A 17,357-nucleotide genomic window follows, 5' to 3' on the forward strand; every position below is an offset into this window, starting at 1 on the left:
GTCGGGCGGCAAGTCCCGCCGCCTAACCCACCGAAATTACTCGCCTTTTGCAGCTTTGAACGCTTCAGCCATAGCGTTGGAGAAATTGCCTTCTTCCTGTTTGTTATTAACAGAAGCGATAGCGTCTTTCTCGTCAGCTTCATCCTTGGCACGGATGGACAGGCTTACAACACGGTTTTTACGATCAACACCAGTATATTTGGCTTCGATCTCATCACCCACGTTCAGCACCAGCGTTGCATCTTCAATACGGTCGCGAGAAGCTTCAGACGCACGCAGATAACCTTCAACGCCGTCGGCTAATTCAACTGTAGCACCTTTGGCGTCAACCGCAGTGACTTTACCCGTAACAATCGCACCTTTCTTGTTTACAGACAGGTAGTTGTTGAACGGATCTTCAGCCAGCTGTTTCACGCCCAGGGAGATGCGTTCGCGCTCTGCGTCAACCTGCAGAACCACCGCAGCGATTTCGTCGCCTTTCTTGTATTCGCGAACAGCTTCTTCGCCAGCTACATTCCAGGAGATATCGGACAGGTGCACCAGACCATCAATACCACCGTCCAGACCGATAAAGATACCGAAGTCAGTGATGGACTTGATCTTGCCTTCTACGCGATCACCCTTGTTGTGGGTTTCAGCGAACTGCTGCCACGGGTTGGCTTTGCACTGTTTCAGGCCCAGGGAGATACGACGACGTTCTTCATCGATATCCAGAACCATGACTTCAACCACGTCGCCCACATTAACCACTTTGGACGGATGGATGTTTTTGTTGGTCCAATCCATTTCGGAAACGTGTACCAGACCTTCAACGCCTTCTTCGATTTCTACGAAGCAGCCGTAATCAGTCAGGTTGGTGACGCGACCGGTCAGTTTGGTGCCTTCCGGATAACGTTTAGCGATAGCAACCCACGGATCTTCACCCAGCTGTTTCAGGCCCAGGGAGACACGAGTACGCTCGCGGTCGAACTTCAGCACTTTGACAGTGATTTCGTCGCCCACATTGACGATTTCGCTCGGATGCTTAACGCGCTTCCAGGCCATGTCAGTGATGTGCAGCAGACCGTCAACGCCGCCCAGATCAACGAATGCACCGTAGTCAGTGAGGTTCTTGACGATACCTTTGACTTCCATGCCTTCCTGCAGGTTTTCCAGCAGCTGATCGCGCTCGGCGCTGTTTTCAGATTCGATAACGGCACGACGGGAAACAACCACATTGTTGCGTTTCTGGTCCAGCTTGATCACTTTAAACTCAAGCTCTTTGCCTTCCAGATGCAGAGTGTCGCGAACCGGACGCACATCTACCAGAGAACCCGGCAGGAACGCACGGATACCGTTCAGCTCAACGGTGAAACCACCTTTCACTTTGCCGTTGATAATACCGGTAACAGTAGCGGATTCTTCGTAAGCTTTTTCCAGCATCAGCCATGCTTCGTGACGTTTGGCTTTCTCACGGGACAGCAGGGTTTCACCGAAGCCGTCTTCTACCGCGTCCAGAGCCACGTCAACTTCATCACCGACCTGGATTTCAATTTCACCCTGGGCGTTTTTGAACTGCTCTACCGGAATGGCAGATTCAGATTTCAGGCCGGCATCAACCAGAACGACGTCTTTGTCGATAGCGACCACAACACCGCGGACAATGGAACCCGGACGGGTTTCGATTTCTTTCAGGGATTCTTCAAAGAGTTGAGCAAAAGATTCAGTCATGTTGATAATCTTGAGTTTTTACATTTAACGTCCATCTAGCATCCTGCCCGATGGGGTTGCTTCACATCCCCGCCGAAATCCTTGCGACGAGGTAAAATTATTTGCCAGTCAGTTGCGGCAGCATATGGCGGACATATTCCAGCGCACGGGCCACCACTTCATCCAGCGTCATTGTTGTCGAAACCAGCACTAAAGCATCCGCTGCAGGCACCAGCGGTGCAACCGGCCGGTTGCGATCGCGCTCATCGCGCTCTCTGATCTCGGACAAAAGACGTTCAAAGTTAACATTAAAGCCTTTTTCCTGCAACTGCAGCATGCGGCGTTTGGCGCGTTCTTCAGCACTGGCATCCAGAAAAATTTTCACCGGCGCATCAGGGAATACCACCGTTCCCATATCTCGTCCGTCGGCAATCAGGCCTGGCGACTCCCGAAACGCCCGCTGCCGTCTGAGCAGCGCCTCGCGCACACGAGGGAACGCAGCAGCCTGTGAAGCGGTATTTCCGACGTCTTCCGTGCGGATTTCACTGCTGACATCCTCACCCTCCAGAATGACACGCAATTGCCCATCAGCCGGCACAAAACGGACGTCCAGATGCGATGCGATCGGAACCAGCGCTTCTTCCGACGCGATATCCACATGATGGTGCAACGCGGCCAACGCCAGCACCCGATAGATTGCGCCGGAATCCAGCAGGTTCCACTGCAACGCATCGGCCAACGCTTTGCACAGCGTACCTTTGCCTGCGCCACTCGGCCCGTCGACCGTAATCACCGGGGCAGTCACCGCCATTTCACTCTCCTTCAGATATTAGGAAACTGCATGTCTCTACAGACAATTTACCAAGTCATTATACGCTGTAGCGGGGACAATCGTGAAATTAAAGACTTATTACTGCAGAAAATTCCGGGAATTAATCTATCGGCAGAGCAAGTTTCTACAATACGGGGTCGGTACGACCCCACGACAGGAAATTCAATCGTGCCGACTCAGACGCTCCAGTTGTTGGAAGTAATCCGGAAACGTTTTGGCGGTGCACTTGGGATCGAGGATCGTGACAGGCGTATCGGACAACGCCACCAATGAAAAACACATGGCCATTCGGTGATCGTTATAAGTACCAATCTCAGCCGCTTGCAGCTGTTTGGGCGGCGTAATGCAGATGTAATCATGCCCTTCTTCCACCTCAGCGCCGACCTTACGCAGTTCAATCGCCATCGCAGCCAGCCGATCGGTTTCTTTCACGCGCCAGTTATAGATATTACGCAACGTCGTGGTTCCGCCTTGCGCGAACAGCGCCGTCGTGGCGATCGTCATCGCAGCGTCCGGAATATGGTTCATATCCATATCAATGGCATGGAGTTCGCCACGCTGGCACTCAATATAGTCATCGCCCCAACGAATCTGCGCGCCCATTTTTTCGAGCACATCGGCAAAGCGGACATCGCCCTGCACGCTCTTACGCCCGACACCGGTCACGCGCACCGTACCGCCGCGAATCGCCGCAGCAGCCAGGAAATACGAAGCGGAAGACGCATCGCCTTCAACCAGATAATCTCCCGGCGCCCGGTAATGCTGGTTCCCGGCAATCGCGAAAGTTCGATATTCCGCATTTGTCACATCGACACCGAATGCTTTCATCATATGTAACGTAATGTCGATATAGGGTTTGGACACCAGATCGCCCTGGATGGTGATGCGGGTATCCTGCGGAGCAAGCGGCGCAGTCATCAGCAACGCAGTAAGAAACTGACTGGAAACCGAGCCGTCAACACTGATGTCGCCGCCGACAAACCCACCCCGTAACCGCAGAGGCGGGTAATTTTCCTGTTCCAGATAATCAATGCCGGCGCCTCCCTGGCGCAGCGCGTCCACCAGATGACCGATGGGACGCTCTTTCATACGCGGCTCGCCCGTCAAAACGATGTCGCCGGCAGTCAGGCACAATGCAGCGGTCAGCGGACGCATCGCCGTGCCCGCGTTCCCCAGAAACAGCTCCAGACGTTCCGACGTCTCGAAGGCATGTCCCAGGCCCGTAATTTCACACACGGTTCGATCGTCGGAAAGCGTATAGCTGACCCCCAACGCTTTCAGCGCATTGAGCATATGACGGACATCATCGCTGTCCAGCAGGTTGGTAAGCCGGGTCGTACCTTCGGCGAGCGCCGCCAGCAGCAGCGCGCGGTTTGAAACGCTTTTGGAGCCCGGCAAGTTGATGGTGCCATTAACCAGAGAGACAGGCTGTAGGGTCAGGGATTCCTGCATGTGAAACTCATTCTCCTCATGAATAGATATAACAGTCCGATCGAAAACACAGCGGCCATCCATCGACAAGCGAGGCAAGGCATTGTCATTATTACGGTTTTCTATGCGAACCCCGTATTCCTGTCATGGCTTGCAACGTTTTTCCGACAGCACTGCTGCTATACAACCGGGACAACCGGGGACGACGACCGGGGGATTGCAATCGGGGATTGACACCCAAGGATCGGCACGGCAGCAAACCGCCGTGCCATTGGCTCATTATCAGCCGTGGCGACGTTCAAAGTCGGCCATGAAATCGGTCAATGCCTTCACGCCTTCGATCGGCATGGCATTATAGATGGAGGCCCGCATACCACCTACCACGCGATGGCCTTTCAGCGCATGCAGACCCGCCTCCTTGGATTCTTTCAGGAACAGGCTGTCCAGTTCCGCATCCGCCAGCAGGAACGGCACATTCATACGCGAACGGTTCGCCGTAGCCACATCATTGCGATAAAAAGCGCTGCCATCAATGGCCGAGTACAGCAGGTCGGCTTTGGCTTGATTGCGTTTATCCAATTCCACCAGCCCGCCTTGCTCTTTCAGCCATTTGAATACCATGCCCGAGAGATACCAGGCGAAGGTCGGCGGCGTATTGAACATGGAACCGTTATCCGCCAGCACTTTGTAATCCAAAATGGAAGGCAGTTCGCGACGGGCTTTGCCGATCAGGTCATCACGCACGATCACCAGGGTTAAACCGGCCGGGCCGATGTTTTTCTGCGCGCCGGCGTAGATCACACCATAACGGCTGATATCCAGCGGACGAGACAGAATGCTGGACGAGTAGTCGGCCACCACCACCTTGTCGCCAAAATCCGGCTCTTCTTCAATCGCTAGACCGTCGATCGTTTCATTCGGGCAGTAATGCACATAGGCCGCATCGGCGGACAGCGCCCACTCACGCATCGGTTTGACCGCACGCAGCCCGTCGATACGGGTTTTGATATCAATAACGTTCGGCGTGCCGTATTTTTCCGCTTCTTTCACTGCGCTGTAAGCCCAGTAGCCTCCGTCGATATAATCGGCTGTCGAATTATTACCCAGCAGATTCAACGGCACCGCCGCAAATTGGGCACGGGCGCCGCCGTGACAAAATAGAACTTTATAGTTGGCGGGGATCTTTAGCAGGTCACGCAGATCCTGTTCGGACTCTTCGGCGACTTGCATGAATTCTTTACTGCGGTGGCTGATTTCCATCACCGATGTGCCCAGACCGTGCCAATTACAAAGTTCCTGTTCCGCACGACGCAATACTTCTACCGGCAACATGGCTGGACCGGCACTAAAATTGAAAATCTGAGTCATTTCCCCTCACCACTTTAAATAAAAATAGCGACCTAATATGTCGCATTGTTTTACCTTATATCGGTTTTATCACTCACCCTGCATGCCTGCAACGCTTATTCTCGTTCGAGGATGAAATCTTTAGCACCCGATTGCGTGATCGTCATCACTGTTACCTGGCTGTTACAGAATAAATAGAGTCGATACGCAAAACCCCGTATTATGCACGCCCCGTTACCATAATCAGGTTGCTACCATGACCCAGACTTTTATCCCAGGCAAAGACGCCGCCCTGGAAGATTCCATCGCCCGTTTTCAACGACAACTCCAGGACCTGGGGTTCAACATCGAGGAAGCCTCATGGCTTAATCCGGTGCCGAATGTCTGGTCGGTGCATATCCGCGACCGCGACTGCGCCTTATGTTTTACCAATGGTAAGGGCGCGACGAAAAAGGCAGCGCTGGCATCTGCGTTGGGTGAATACTTCGAACGCTTGTCCACCAACTATTTTTTCGCCGACTTTTATCTCGGCAACGCGATCGCCAACAGCGACTTCGTACATTATCCGGATGAAAAATGGTTCGCCATTCCCGATAACGACAGCCTGCCTGCAGGCATTCTGGATGAACGCCTACACCGCTTCTACGATCCAGACCAACAATTAACCGCCAGCGAACTGGTGGATTTGCAGTCCGGCAACGCCGAACGCGGTATCTGCGCCCTGCCTTTTACCCGTCAGTCTGATCATCAGACGGTGTACATTCCGATGAACATCATCGGCAACCTGTACGTTTCCAACGGGATGTCTGCGGGCAACACCCGTAATGAAGCCCGCGTACAGGGTCTGTCGGAAGTTTTCGAACGCTACGTAAAAAACCGGATCATCGCCGAGGCCATCAGCCTGCCGGAAATTCCATCCGACGTACTGGCACGTTACCCCGGCGTGGTTGAAGCCATCGCCACATTGGAACAGGAAGGATTCCCGATCTTCGCTTACGACGCCTCGCTCGGCGGCCGTTATCCGGTGATTTGCGTGGTACTGTTCAATCCCGCCAACGGCACCTGTTTCGCCTCGTTCGGCGCGCATCCGGATTTCGGCGTCGCACTGGAACGTACCGTGACCGAGCTGCTGCAAGGACGCGGGCTGAAAGATCTGGACGTTTTCACGCCCCCGACCTTCGATAACGACGAAGTGGCGGAGCACACCAATCTGGAAACGCATTTCATCGATTCCAGCGGTCTGATCTCCTGGGATTTGTTCCGTAAAACAGCCGATTATGCGTTTGCGGACTGGAGCTTCAGCGGCACGACCGAACAGGAGTTCGCCACCCTGATGGCGATCTTCCGGCAGGAAGATAAAGAAGTGTATATCGCGGATTATGAACATCTTTCCGTCTATGCTTGCCGCATTCTGGTGCCGGGTATGTCGGATATTTACCCGGAGGAAGATCTGCTGCTGGCCAACAACAGCATGGGTGCGCATCTGCGCGACACCTTGCTGGCGCTGCCAGACAGCCAATGGGAGCAAGGCGAATATCTGAATTTGCTGCAACAGTTGGATGACGAAGGTCTGGACGATTTTACCCGCGTGCGTGAACTGCTGGGCATCGCCACCGGCAAAGATAACGGGTGGTTTACTTTGCGCGTCGGCGAGCTGAAATCCATGCTGGCGTTGGCGGGCGGCGATCTGGAACAGGCGCTGAGTTGGGCGGAATGGTCGCTCGATTTTAATCAGTCCGTGTTCAGCGCCGAGCGCGGCAACTACTATCGTTGCCTGCAAACGCTGCTTCAACTGGCGCTGGAGCCTGAACGCGAACCGGCGTTGTACTACGACGCTTTCGTGCGCATGTATGGTCAGGACGCCGTCGACGCCGCCAGCGCGGCGATTACCGGCGAACAAAGCTTCTACGGGCTGTTCGCCATTGATAGTGATCTTACCGCCCTGAAAGCGCATCAGTCACTTTTAGCCGCCTACGAAAAATTGCAAAACGCCAAACGCCGACACTGGCAGAACGCCTAATTCCCACCCGGCGAGTATCACTTTATTGTTGTCACCGATCAGGCGAAACCGGAACACCGGTTTCGCCTGTCTGCGTTCCGGATTTGTGCAGGGTTTTTATTACCTGTCTGGCTATTTTTGCCTTACAATATCGCGCGAAGATTGCGACGTCATACTCTGGCTTCCTTTCTTTTCCGGTCAGGCAGCATTTTTTCGGGTCGTGCTGGCAGCAGGAATAATCCAGGAGCTGTTTTCCCGGAAATATTTATTGTTCCTGTTTGACGATATGTTTATTCCATACACCGATGCCTTAAATAATTCGAGTTGCAGTCAGTGATGCGGACGGACGATAAATCTGCCGCGAGCAGATTTAAATGCAGCGTATTACGCCCCCAAAAAGGCGCAACCCAGGGATGGGCCGAGTAATAAATGAAACCAAAGTATGTCGGGTATAAAATAGTTATTTATCTGGGTTCATTGTTTGTGATGATAATAAATGACGTTATTGTTATAAAACAGTGAACAAAGAATTAAATAACCTAAAACCGACGCACGAATTTACTACAAAAACATATTTTTTTTAACGCTAAAACAGCCCGAACATTGCCTTTTTCAACATATTTAATAAATTTTAAAATTTTTTTTCTCGTTATAAAACATTAGGTTATACCAAGAAACACCCCTACTGATAGAGCGTTATCGCCTTATAGTTTTCACCGATATGATCCATGTCAAATTTTGGCCCATAGCGCTTTGTTAATATTTCAACGTAGATAATCATTGAGAGAGAGTTAGTGTGAAAACTGACAACCCCTTCACTCTATTATTACCGCCAGCCATGGCGAAAGTCGCCGAAGACGCAGGCGTTTATAAAGCGACAAAACAACCGTTAACCGCTTTTTTTCTGGCGGTCACTGCCGGTGTTTTCATCTCTATCGCGTTCGTCTTTTACATCACGGCAACCACCGGTACCGCATCAATGCCTTATGGCATGGCCAAACTGGTAGGCGGCATCTGCTTCTCCCTGGGCTTGATGTTGGTCGTGGTGTGCGGCGCCGACCTGTTCACCTCCACCGTGCTGACCGTGATTGCAAAGGCCAGCGGTCGCATCACCTGGAAGCAACTGTGGCTGAACTGGGCTAACGTTTATATCGGCAACCTGCTTGGCGCGCTGTTCTTCGTGGCGTTGATGTGGTTCTCTGGCGAATATATGGTGGCAAACGGCGCCTGGGGGCTTAATGTCCTGCAAACCGCCAGCCACAAACTGGAGCATACTTTTATCGAAGCGCTGTGTCTGGGGATTCTGGCCAACCTGATGGTGTGTCTGGCGGTATGGATGAGTTACTCCGGCCGCACCCTGACCGACAAATGCTTGGCGATGATACTGCCGGTCGCCATGTTCGTCGCCAGCGGCTTCGAGCATAGCATCGCGAATATGTTCATGATTCCGATGGGGATCGTTATTAAGAATTTCGCTTCAGATTCATTCTGGCACGCCATTAATATGACTGCCGTCCAGTTTGAACACTTGAGCGTCGGGAATTTCATCGTCGACAACCTGATCCCGGTCACTCTGGGGAACATCATCGGCGGCGGATTTCTGGTTGGGCTGACCTATTGGGTCATCTATTTGCGCGGTGGAGATCAGCACTAAGCTGCTGTCGGCCGCAACGTCGGGTTACAAAAAATCCATATCAAAGGTAGGTGTAATATGACCGAACTGAATGAAAAACTCGCCAACGCATGGGAAGGTTTTAGCGCAGGCGAATGGCAGAATGGCGTCAACGTGCGTGACTTCATTCAGAAAAACTACACACCGTATGAAGGTGACGAATCTTTCCTGAGCGGTGCCACCACAGCCACCACAGCCCTGTGGGATAAAGTGATGGACGGCATCAAACAGGAAAACCGCACTCATGCGCCGGTTGATTTCGACACCGACGTTGCAGCCACCATCACCTCCCACGATGCCGGCTACATCAACAAAAATCTGGAAAAAATCGTCGGTCTGCAGACTGATGCGCCATTGAAACGCGCGCTGATCCCGTTCGGCGGCATCAAAATGGTTGAAGGCTCCTGTAAGGTGTATGGCCGTGAACTGGATCCGCAGCTGAAAAAAATCTTCACCGAATACCGTAAAACCCACAACCAGGGCGTATTCGATGTGTATACCCCGGATATCCTGCGCTGCCGTAAATCCGGCGTGCTGACCGGTCTGCCGGACGCCTACGGCCGTGGCCGTATCATCGGCGACTATCGTCGTGTTGCGCTGTACGGTATCGACTACCTGATGGCGGACAAATTCGCCCAGTTCACTTCCCTGCAATCCAAACTGGAAAACGGCGAAGATCTGGAAGCGACTATCCGCCTGCGTGAAGAAATCGCCGACCAGCACCATGCTCTGTCACAGATCAAAGAGATGGCCGCCAAATACGGCTGCGATATCTCCGGCCCGGCTACCACCGCTCAGGAAGCCGTACAGTGGACTTACTTCGGCTACCTGGCCGCGGTGAAATCCCAGAACGGCGCCGCCATGTCCTTCGGTCGCGTATCCAGCTTCCTGGATATCTACATCGACCGTGATCTGAAAGCCGGTAAAATCACCGAGCAGGATGCCCAGGAACTGATCGACCACCTGGTGATGAAACTGCGTATGGTGCGTTTCCTGCGTACTCCGGAATACGACGAACTGTTCTCCGGCGACCCGATTTGGGCAACCGAATCTCTGGCCGGTATGGGCCTGGATGGTCGTACTCTGGTCACTAAAAACAGCTTCCGTTTCCTGAACACCCTGTACACCATGGGCCCGTCTCCGGAACCGAACATGACCATCTTGTGGTCTGAAAAGCTGCCGGCAAACTTCAAGAAATTCGCCGCTAAAGTGTCTATCGACACCTCTTCTCTGCAGTACGAAAACGACGATCTGATGCGTCCGGACTTCAACAACGACGATTACGCGATCGCCTGTTGCGTGAGCCCGATGGTGGTTGGCAAACAAATGCAGTTCTTCGGCGCCCGTGCAAACCTGGCGAAAACCATGCTGTACGCCATCAACGGCGGCGTGGACGAAAAACTGAAAATGCAGGTAGGCCCGAAATCCGAGCCGATCAAAGGCGACGTTCTGCACTTCGACGAAGTGATGGATCGTATGGATCACTTCATGGACTGGCTGGCCAAGCAGTACGTCACCGCCCTGAACATCATCCACTACATGCACGACAAGTACAGCTACGAAGCTTCTCTGATGGCGCTGCACGACCGTGACGTATTCCGCACCATGGCTTGCGGTATCGCCGGTCTGTCCGTCGCGGCTGACTCCCTGTCTGCTATCAAGTACGCCAAAGTGAAACCGATTCGCGACGAAAACGGTCTGGCTGTCGACTTCGACATCGAAGGCGAATACCCGCAGTTCGGTAACAACGATCCGCGTGTTGACGACCTGGCCTGTGACCTGGTTGAACGTTTCATGAAGAAAATTCAGAAACTGAACACCTACCGTGGCGCGACACCGACTCAGTCCGTACTGACCATCACCTCCAACGTGGTTTACGGTAAGAAAACCGGTAACACTCCTGACGGTCGTCGTGCTGGCGCGCCGTTCGGACCGGGTGCCAACCCGATGCACGGCCGTGACCAGAAAGGGGCTGTCGCCTCTCTGACCTCCGTGGCGAAACTGCCGTTCGCCTACGCGAAAGACGGTATCTCCTATACCTTCTCCATCGTGCCGAACGCGCTGGGTAAAGACGACGACGTGCGTAAAACCAACCTGGCAGGTCTGATGGATGGTTACTTCCACCACGAAGCGTCCGTCGAAGGCGGCCAGCACCTGAACGTCAACGTCATGAACCGCGAAATGCTGCTTGATGCCATGGAAAACCCGGAAAAATATCCGCAGTTGACCATCCGTGTTTCCGGTTATGCCGTGCGCTTCAACTCGCTGACCAAAGAACAGCAGCAGGACGTGATCACCCGTACTTTCACCCAGTCCATGTAATTACATGTCTGTCTGAAAACACGTAACATAGAGGCTCCACATCCGTGGAGCCTTTTTATCGCGGGTGATCTCGCTCATACTCAACGGATCGCTGCGCATACGGATGGAGATGTCCCCGAAACTCATCCGCCGCCCCACCGGAAAGAACCTGTTTTGTCAGCCCGCCACACGGCTGACGTGCTGACAAAACAGATTCGACGCAGATCTCCCCTGTCGGAGAACACGTATCTGCGCTCATGACAGGCCGCTATTGTCCGGCCAAACCTGGAGAAACCTCGCAATGTCAGTTATTGGTCGCATTCACTCCTTTGAATCCTGCGGTACCGTCGACGGCCCCGGCATCCGATTCATCGCCTTCTTTCAGGGCTGCCTGATGCGTTGTCTCTACTGCCACAACCGGGACACCTGGGATACTCACGGCGGTCGGGAAATCACGGTGGAAGAGCTGATGAAGGAAGTGGTGACGTACCGCCATTTCATGAATGCGTCCGGCGGCGGCGTTACCGCATCCGGCGGCGAAGCCATTTTGCAGGCGGAGTTTGTGCGCGACTGGTTCCGCGCCTGCCATGAGCAAGGGATCAATACTTGCCTCGACACCAACGGCTTCGTGCGCCGTTACGACCCGGTTATTGATGAACTGCTGGATGTCACCGATCTGGTCATGCTGGATCTGAAACAGCTCAATGATGATATCCACCAGAATCTGGTCGGCGTATCCAACCACCGTACACTGGAATTCGCCCGCTATCTGGCCACACGCAATCAGCGCGTCTGGATCCGTTACGTCGTCGTCCCCGGCTGGACGGATGATGACGCCTCCGCCCATCTGCTGGGGGAATTTACCAAAAACATGAGCAATATCGAGAAAATCGAACTGCTGCCCTACCATGAACTGGGCAAGCACAAATGGACTGCCATGGGTGAGGAGTACAAGCTGGACGGTATCAAACCGCCCAAAGCCGATATTATGGATCGCGTAAAATCCATTATCGCCGGCTACGGCCATAAAGTGGTTTACTGAACAGCGGCCTACCCTTTCGGGCAACACACTAACACACCCCGTTCTCTGCGCGTCGCCTGCCGGCGGCGCGACGGTTTTTCAATCAAGCGCTGTACCGCTTTCAGTCCTTTTATTCCCCTCGCCCAATGAACACCATTTTCACCGACTGGCGGCAATACAGGCGTAAAAATAGACATTGCAGGATATTATATTGCAGAGAGCACTCATGCCGCCCAAAGGCGGCATGAGTGTTTACAAAGAGCCCTGGTGTAACGCATAAAACCACGCAATCGGGTGGAGCCGGCTCAATGAGCTGACGGCTGCGCGTAACATAATGGGAATTGGCATTGAATAAAATAGATTTATTTCAATGTGAATATTTTAAAAATACATGTATTCAGGGACAGGTATGCGCCTCGATAAACTTGAAATCCGCTGGTTAAAACTCTTTTGCAAAATCGTCGAGAAAAAAGGGATCACTAACGCGCAGGACGCCACCGGCCTCAGCCAACCGGTGCTGAGCCACTATCTTTCGCGTCTTGAAGATGCGCTGGGGCTGGTATTGTGCGAACGGGGTCGCGGCGGATTCTCGCTGACCACCGAAGGCGAAGTGGTGTATCAGGAAGCCAGAGCCGTCATCGCCACGTTGGATGATTTCGCCAACCGTCTGGCGCGCATCAAGCACGAACTGATCGGCGAAGTGCGCATCGGCTGCCTGGACAATATCGCCTCGCATCCCGAACAGGCGGTTTCTCTGGCGATCCGCCGCCTGTTTGCCCGCAGCCCTGAAGCCTCCATGCACCTCAGCATCAACGACTATCATTCGCTGATGGAACGTCTGCGCAACAGCGAGCTGGATATCGTCCTCACCGTACTGCCGGATGACATCCCGCCGGATATCTTTTTTCAACCGGCATTCATCGAACGCAGCTCGTTCTATGCCGCAGCGGAGCAGGCGCCCCGGGTCGAACAAGAGTGGCGCGACGGTACGCTGAATCCCAAACGTCTGCTGGTCGGCGGCTACGCCACCAATGAAATCTGCCAACAGTTAGGGCCGATAGCCCGGCAAGGGTTGAAGAACACAACCTGGAATGAAGAAGGCAGCCTGCTGCTGTTACTCGCGGGCACCCATGTCGGCTTTTTGCCGGATCACTACGCCGAGCGCTGGGTTCAGGAAGGGAAACTGTGTGCGATATCTCCGGAAAATCTCGGCCTTGCCAGCATTTTTTATCTGGTACGGAATGCCAGACAGCGGCTAAGCCCGGTCGCGGAAGTGCTCTGGAACAACATTATCGAAGCGGGGCAACCGTCACTGACCGGCGGTACTCCGCGCATGACGACATGACCGGCCAGCGCTGCGCGTGTGCCGGGTTATCCCTGCGCAGCACTCAACGGCGCCGCATCGCTATACCGGTAGCGGGCGCGGATGATGGTCGGTTGTTTTCAGCAACAGAATCAGGTATCCCAGCGCCACCACGGCGATCAGCACGAACAACTGTGCATCGGAATACGCCTGCATCAATAGCGCCGCCAGCGACGGCCCGCACAGACTGCCGAGGGTATAGCTGAGCAACAAGGCCTGATTCATCGCCACCAGCTCATCCGGCGCAACGCGCTCACAGGCCCAGGACATCGCGACAGGGTAGAGCGTAAAACCCGCCGCCCCCAGCAGGCACAAAGCGAAAGCCATACCCGCACTGCCCATCCCCAGCACCGCCAGCGCGCCCACTACCACGGCGAGAACCAGCCCCCGCAGCACCATCAACCGGCCAAAGCGATCCGCCAAGCGCCCTACCGGCCACTGCCCGGCGATACCGGCGCTAATCAGCAACGCCATCCAGTATCCGACCTGGGCGTCACTCATCCCCTGATGCGCCAGGTAGAGCGGCATCAATCCATATAACGACCCGAGGATCACGCCGGAAATGACACAACCGTCAATGCCCAGTCGGGCGCGGCGATAACACAACATGCGCCATACGCCGGCCTGGTGCGTCACCGGCTGCGGCGGCGGAATGCGGGCGAACAACAACGGGAACATCGCCGCCAACACCAGCATGACCAGCCAGGGCAGAATGCTACCTTGTGCGCTCGGCATCATTCCCAGCAGCAATTGACCCAGCACGCTGCCGAAATAATAAGACATCATATACGCCGCCAGCAGTTGGCCCCGTTTAACGGCATGCCCGCTGCACAGCAGCGCGCTCTCCACCACCACCCAGATCAGCGCACAGGCGACGCCGGCCACAAACCGCCATACCAGCCAGCTCCACATCCCCGACGACACGCCCAACATGCCGGTCGCCAACGCGAAGATCGCAGCAGCCAGATAATAACTGCGATTAAACCCCCAGCGATGAATCAACCTGCCGGCAAGCAGCGTACCGACCAGATTACCGGTAAAATAGCCGGTTCCGACCAGCCCGACCTGCCATACCGGCCACTGCCGTTCATTCAGCCACAAAGGCACCAGAGTATTCAGAACCGCTAAGCAGCAGTAAGACGGGGCGTGTATAGGTGGACATGGAGGAAAAACCAAACAGAAGAGTAGCGACTGCGCGCATCATGACACCCGCGTCGGCAAAGTCAATTGCCCTGTCGGCGGCAGCCGCACATTTTGTCTTTTGACCGGCCGGGCCCCACGCTAGCGCAAAACGGCGCCGCCGAGCAGGCCCGGTTACATCGACAATCCACCGATTCGCAACCGCCAGCCATCAACGTTGCGAGAGGCGTTTCCATTCCAGATTGGCGGCAAACCACGCCACCAGGAAATCCAGCAACGCGCGCAACGCGGCGGACATATGCTCGCGCGATCGATAAACGGCATACACGCTCAGCGCCGTCGGTTCCGCGTCGGGAAACAAGGCAATCAGCCGCTTGCCGGCAGCCGGCGGCAACTGGAAGGTAACGACATCGTCATTATCGGGCTGAACGGTGCGACGCCCGATCGCACCTTTGTCTGGATCCCGGCGCTGAAGGCCCTCGTCGGCGGCGTGCACACCGTCGCCAATATCCACGTCTGGATGGCGGACACCCAAACCGCGGCGTCGCGTCAGCATTGGCTGGACGATCTGGACAGCATCAAGAAACTGAACCCGACCACCGTGGTACCGAGTCACTCCCAGCCCGAACCAAGACGGCTCCCAACCCTGGACGCCGCAAAACATCGCGTTTACCCGCCAGTATCTGCACACGTTTGAACGGCAGGCCGGCCTCGCCGCCGACAGCAAAGTGTTGGCGGATGCCATGCAAAAAGCCTATCCGGCACTTGGCGAAACGTCTTCATTAACGCTGGGCGCCAACGTCATCAAAGGCGAAATGACCTGGCCCTGACAGGGGCGGACTGGACGCCACGCCGTTCCGGCGTGAGCAGCAATCGGCGCGGGGAAGCCCAACGCCGGGATCTTTTCTTTCAGGTTTGCGATCCCGGCCGGATAGAAATCCATGCCATGACCGGATAACTCGCCGGAAATGGTCAATAATAACAATACGCGTTATTCGGTGATGACATGACACCGTCCGCCGGAACGACATTGGCACGACAGCAAGGCATCCCCTCATGTTCCCTTGCGGATAACATACGGAGCGTAGAAATGAACAGGCTACACTACATCTTTGATCCGCTGTGTGGTTGGTGTTATGCCGCAGCGCCGTTAATCCACGCAGCCCGTAAAATTAAAGGGCTGCCGATTGTGCTTCATGCCGGCGGCATGATGACCGGCCCCAACCGCCGCCGGATCACCCCTGAATGGCGGGAATACGTGCAACCCCATGATCGGCGCATCGCGCAGATGAGCGGGCAGCCCTTCGGGGACGGCTATTTCAACGGTCTGCTGTGGGACGTGACCGCCACGCTGGATTCAGAACCGCCGACTACCGCCATCCTCGCGGCTGAGGAATTGGGCGGGCACGGGCTGGATCTGCTGGAGCGCCTGCAACGCGCCCATTATGTCGAAGGCCAGCGTATTTCGGATCTCCCGGTGTTATTGCAACTGGCTACCGACATTGGGCTGAATCGGGATGATTTTGAAAACGCCTGTACCCACTGGCGCGGGCAGCCTACCCGCCAGCACATCGCCGAGAGCCGGCAATGGCTGACGCAATCCGGCGGCGGCGGTTTCCCGACGCTGGTTCTGGCGCTGGACGATACGCTGACCACGCTCAATATTGCGCCTTGGATTGGTCGCCCTGACGCCTGGCAAGATTATCTGCTTAAACAGGTCGCCGTCAGTCAATAACCGTATAGCTATCAACCTCATGCCGACCGTCGCGTCGCATGCACACCTCCGGGATCAGGGATGATGCCCGTCCCATTCATGGTTAAGCCCGCCGCTTAATCCCCCGAACCCAGCGCGGCGCCCCTGCCGTCACCTTCGTTGACTGAGGGACATTATGATTAGAGTCCACCATCTGAATACCTCACGTTCGCAGCGTATCCTCTGGTTGCTGGAAGAGTTGGACGTTCCCTACGAGGTGGTCAACTGGCAGCGCAATCGGTTCTCGATGCGGGCGCCGGACGCACTGCGGAAAATTCATCCGCTGGGCAAAGCGCCGATGATTGAACACGACGGCAAAGTTCTGGCCGAAACCGGGCTGATTATCGAGTACCTGGTTGACACCTTCGGCCCGCATCTGGCTCCCACGCCCGATTGCCCCGAATACTGGCGTTATCGCTACTGGATGCACTACACCGAAGGCTCGCTGATGAGCACAATGCTGTTAAAACGGGTGGCTCAGAAGATGGGGCCGTTCGGCTGGCCGATTCTTGGCATGGTCAATAAGCAGCTCAATCTGCATGTTGATTTTCTGGAGCAGGAGGCGGGCAAGTCCCCCTGGCTGGCGGGAAACACCTTCTCCGCCGCCGATATCATGATGGGATTCCCGCTGGATATCGCCGCCAGCCGGGGCTGGTTCGATCAATCGCGCCCGCATCTGTGGCGGCTATTGGCGGCAATGCGAGCCCGGCCGGCCTGGCAACGGGCGGCGCGCTACCCGTAGTTGGCGTCCCGCCATGCTTCATCGCGTGAGCGCCCTCCCACACCGCCGCCGTGACGGAGCACGTAAT

General features: G+C 55.1%; 13 protein-coding genes and 1 pseudogene. 7 read left to right on the forward strand and 7 right to left on the reverse strand.

Going from position 1 to position 17,357, the window contains the following annotated elements:
* Positions 1–36: 36 nt before the first annotated feature.
* From rpsA to serC, 4 genes are all read right to left on the reverse strand, one after another.
* On the reverse strand, positions 37–1,710 hold the full coding sequence (gene rpsA, locus DPA2511_RS11495) for a 30S ribosomal protein S1 (RefSeq protein WP_015853933.1): 1,674 nt from the start codon (positions 1,708–1,710) through the stop codon (positions 37–39).
* A 97-nt stretch (positions 1,711–1,807) separates the two neighbouring features.
* Positions 1,808–2,500 (reverse strand): (d)CMP kinase, encoded by a 693-nt coding sequence (gene cmk / locus DPA2511_RS11500; RefSeq protein ID WP_015853934.1) that lies wholly within the window; start codon positions 2,498–2,500, stop codon positions 1,808–1,810.
* Between the two features lie 183 nt (positions 2,501–2,683).
* Positions 2,684–3,973 carry a 3-phosphoshikimate 1-carboxyvinyltransferase gene (gene aroA, locus DPA2511_RS11505; RefSeq protein ID WP_015853935.1) on the reverse strand — a complete coding sequence of 430 codons (1,290 nt, stop codon included), beginning with the start codon at positions 3,971–3,973 and terminating at the stop codon, positions 2,684–2,686.
* Between the two features lie 261 nt (positions 3,974–4,234).
* A complete protein-coding gene (gene serC / locus DPA2511_RS11515) occupies positions 4,235–5,320 on the reverse strand; it encodes a 3-phosphoserine/phosphohydroxythreonine transaminase (protein ID WP_015853936.1) in 1,086 nt (361 codons plus the stop codon).
* A gap of 235 nt (positions 5,321–5,555) precedes the next feature.
* Between serC and ycaO the strand changes: the two genes are divergently transcribed.
* The 5 genes from ycaO to DPA2511_RS11545 all read left to right on the forward strand — a co-directional run bounded on the left by ycaO (position 5,556) and on the right by DPA2511_RS11545 (position 13,637).
* Complete coding sequence (gene ycaO / locus DPA2511_RS11520) at positions 5,556–7,319, forward strand: 30S ribosomal protein S12 methylthiotransferase accessory factor YcaO (RefSeq protein ID WP_015853937.1); 1,764 nt, start codon at positions 5,556–5,558, stop codon at positions 7,317–7,319.
* A gap of 775 nt (positions 7,320–8,094) precedes the next feature.
* Positions 8,095–8,952, forward strand: coding sequence for a formate transporter FocA (gene focA / locus DPA2511_RS11525; RefSeq protein WP_015853938.1), 858 nt, complete (start codon positions 8,095–8,097; stop codon positions 8,950–8,952).
* A 57-nt stretch (positions 8,953–9,009) separates the two neighbouring features.
* Positions 9,010–11,292, forward strand: a complete 2,283-nt coding sequence (gene pflB / locus DPA2511_RS11530; protein ID WP_015853939.1) for a formate C-acetyltransferase — start codon at positions 9,010–9,012, stop codon at positions 11,290–11,292.
* A 280-nt stretch (positions 11,293–11,572) separates the two neighbouring features.
* Positions 11,573–12,313: a pyruvate formate lyase 1-activating protein gene (gene pflA, locus DPA2511_RS11540; protein WP_015853941.1), complete on the forward strand. Its 741-nt coding sequence runs from the start codon at positions 11,573–11,575 to the stop codon at positions 12,311–12,313.
* Between the two features lie 388 nt (positions 12,314–12,701).
* Positions 12,702–13,637 (forward strand): LysR family transcriptional regulator, encoded by a 936-nt coding sequence (locus tag DPA2511_RS11545; RefSeq protein WP_015853942.1) that lies wholly within the window; start codon positions 12,702–12,704, stop codon positions 13,635–13,637.
* Positions 13,638–13,697: 60 nt separating this feature from the next.
* On the opposite strand, the pseudogene DPA2511_RS21640 reads toward DPA2511_RS11545, so the two are convergent.
* From DPA2511_RS21640 to DPA2511_RS23480, 3 genes and pseudogenes are all read right to left on the reverse strand, one after another.
* Positions 13,698–14,817: pseudogene (locus DPA2511_RS21640) on the reverse strand (MFS transporter).
* 189 nt (positions 14,818–15,006) lie between these two features.
* On the reverse strand, positions 15,007–15,459 hold the full coding sequence (locus DPA2511_RS23475) for a type 2 periplasmic-binding domain-containing protein (RefSeq protein WP_153247097.1): 453 nt from the start codon (positions 15,457–15,459) through the stop codon (positions 15,007–15,009).
* Between the two features lie 90 nt (positions 15,460–15,549).
* A complete protein-coding gene (locus tag DPA2511_RS23480) occupies positions 15,550–15,780 on the reverse strand; it encodes a hypothetical protein (protein ID WP_153247098.1) in 231 nt (76 codons plus the stop codon).
* A gap of 105 nt (positions 15,781–15,885) precedes the next feature.
* Between DPA2511_RS23480 and DPA2511_RS11565 the strand changes: the two genes are divergently transcribed.
* Both DPA2511_RS11565 and DPA2511_RS11570 read left to right on the forward strand, forming a co-directional pair.
* On the forward strand, positions 15,886–16,530 hold the full coding sequence (locus tag DPA2511_RS11565) for a DsbA family protein (RefSeq protein ID WP_015853944.1): 645 nt from the start codon (positions 15,886–15,888) through the stop codon (positions 16,528–16,530).
* 154 nt (positions 16,531–16,684) lie between these two features.
* Positions 16,685–17,290 carry a glutathione S-transferase family protein gene (locus DPA2511_RS11570; RefSeq protein WP_015853945.1) on the forward strand — a complete coding sequence of 202 codons (606 nt, stop codon included), beginning with the start codon at positions 16,685–16,687 and terminating at the stop codon, positions 17,288–17,290.
* Positions 17,291–17,357: the final 67 nt, after the last annotated feature.

Origin of the sequence: Musicola paradisiaca NCPPB 2511, assembly GCF_000400505.1 — a bacterium.
GTDB lineage: Bacteria > Pseudomonadota > Gammaproteobacteria > Enterobacterales > Enterobacteriaceae > Musicola > Musicola paradisiaca.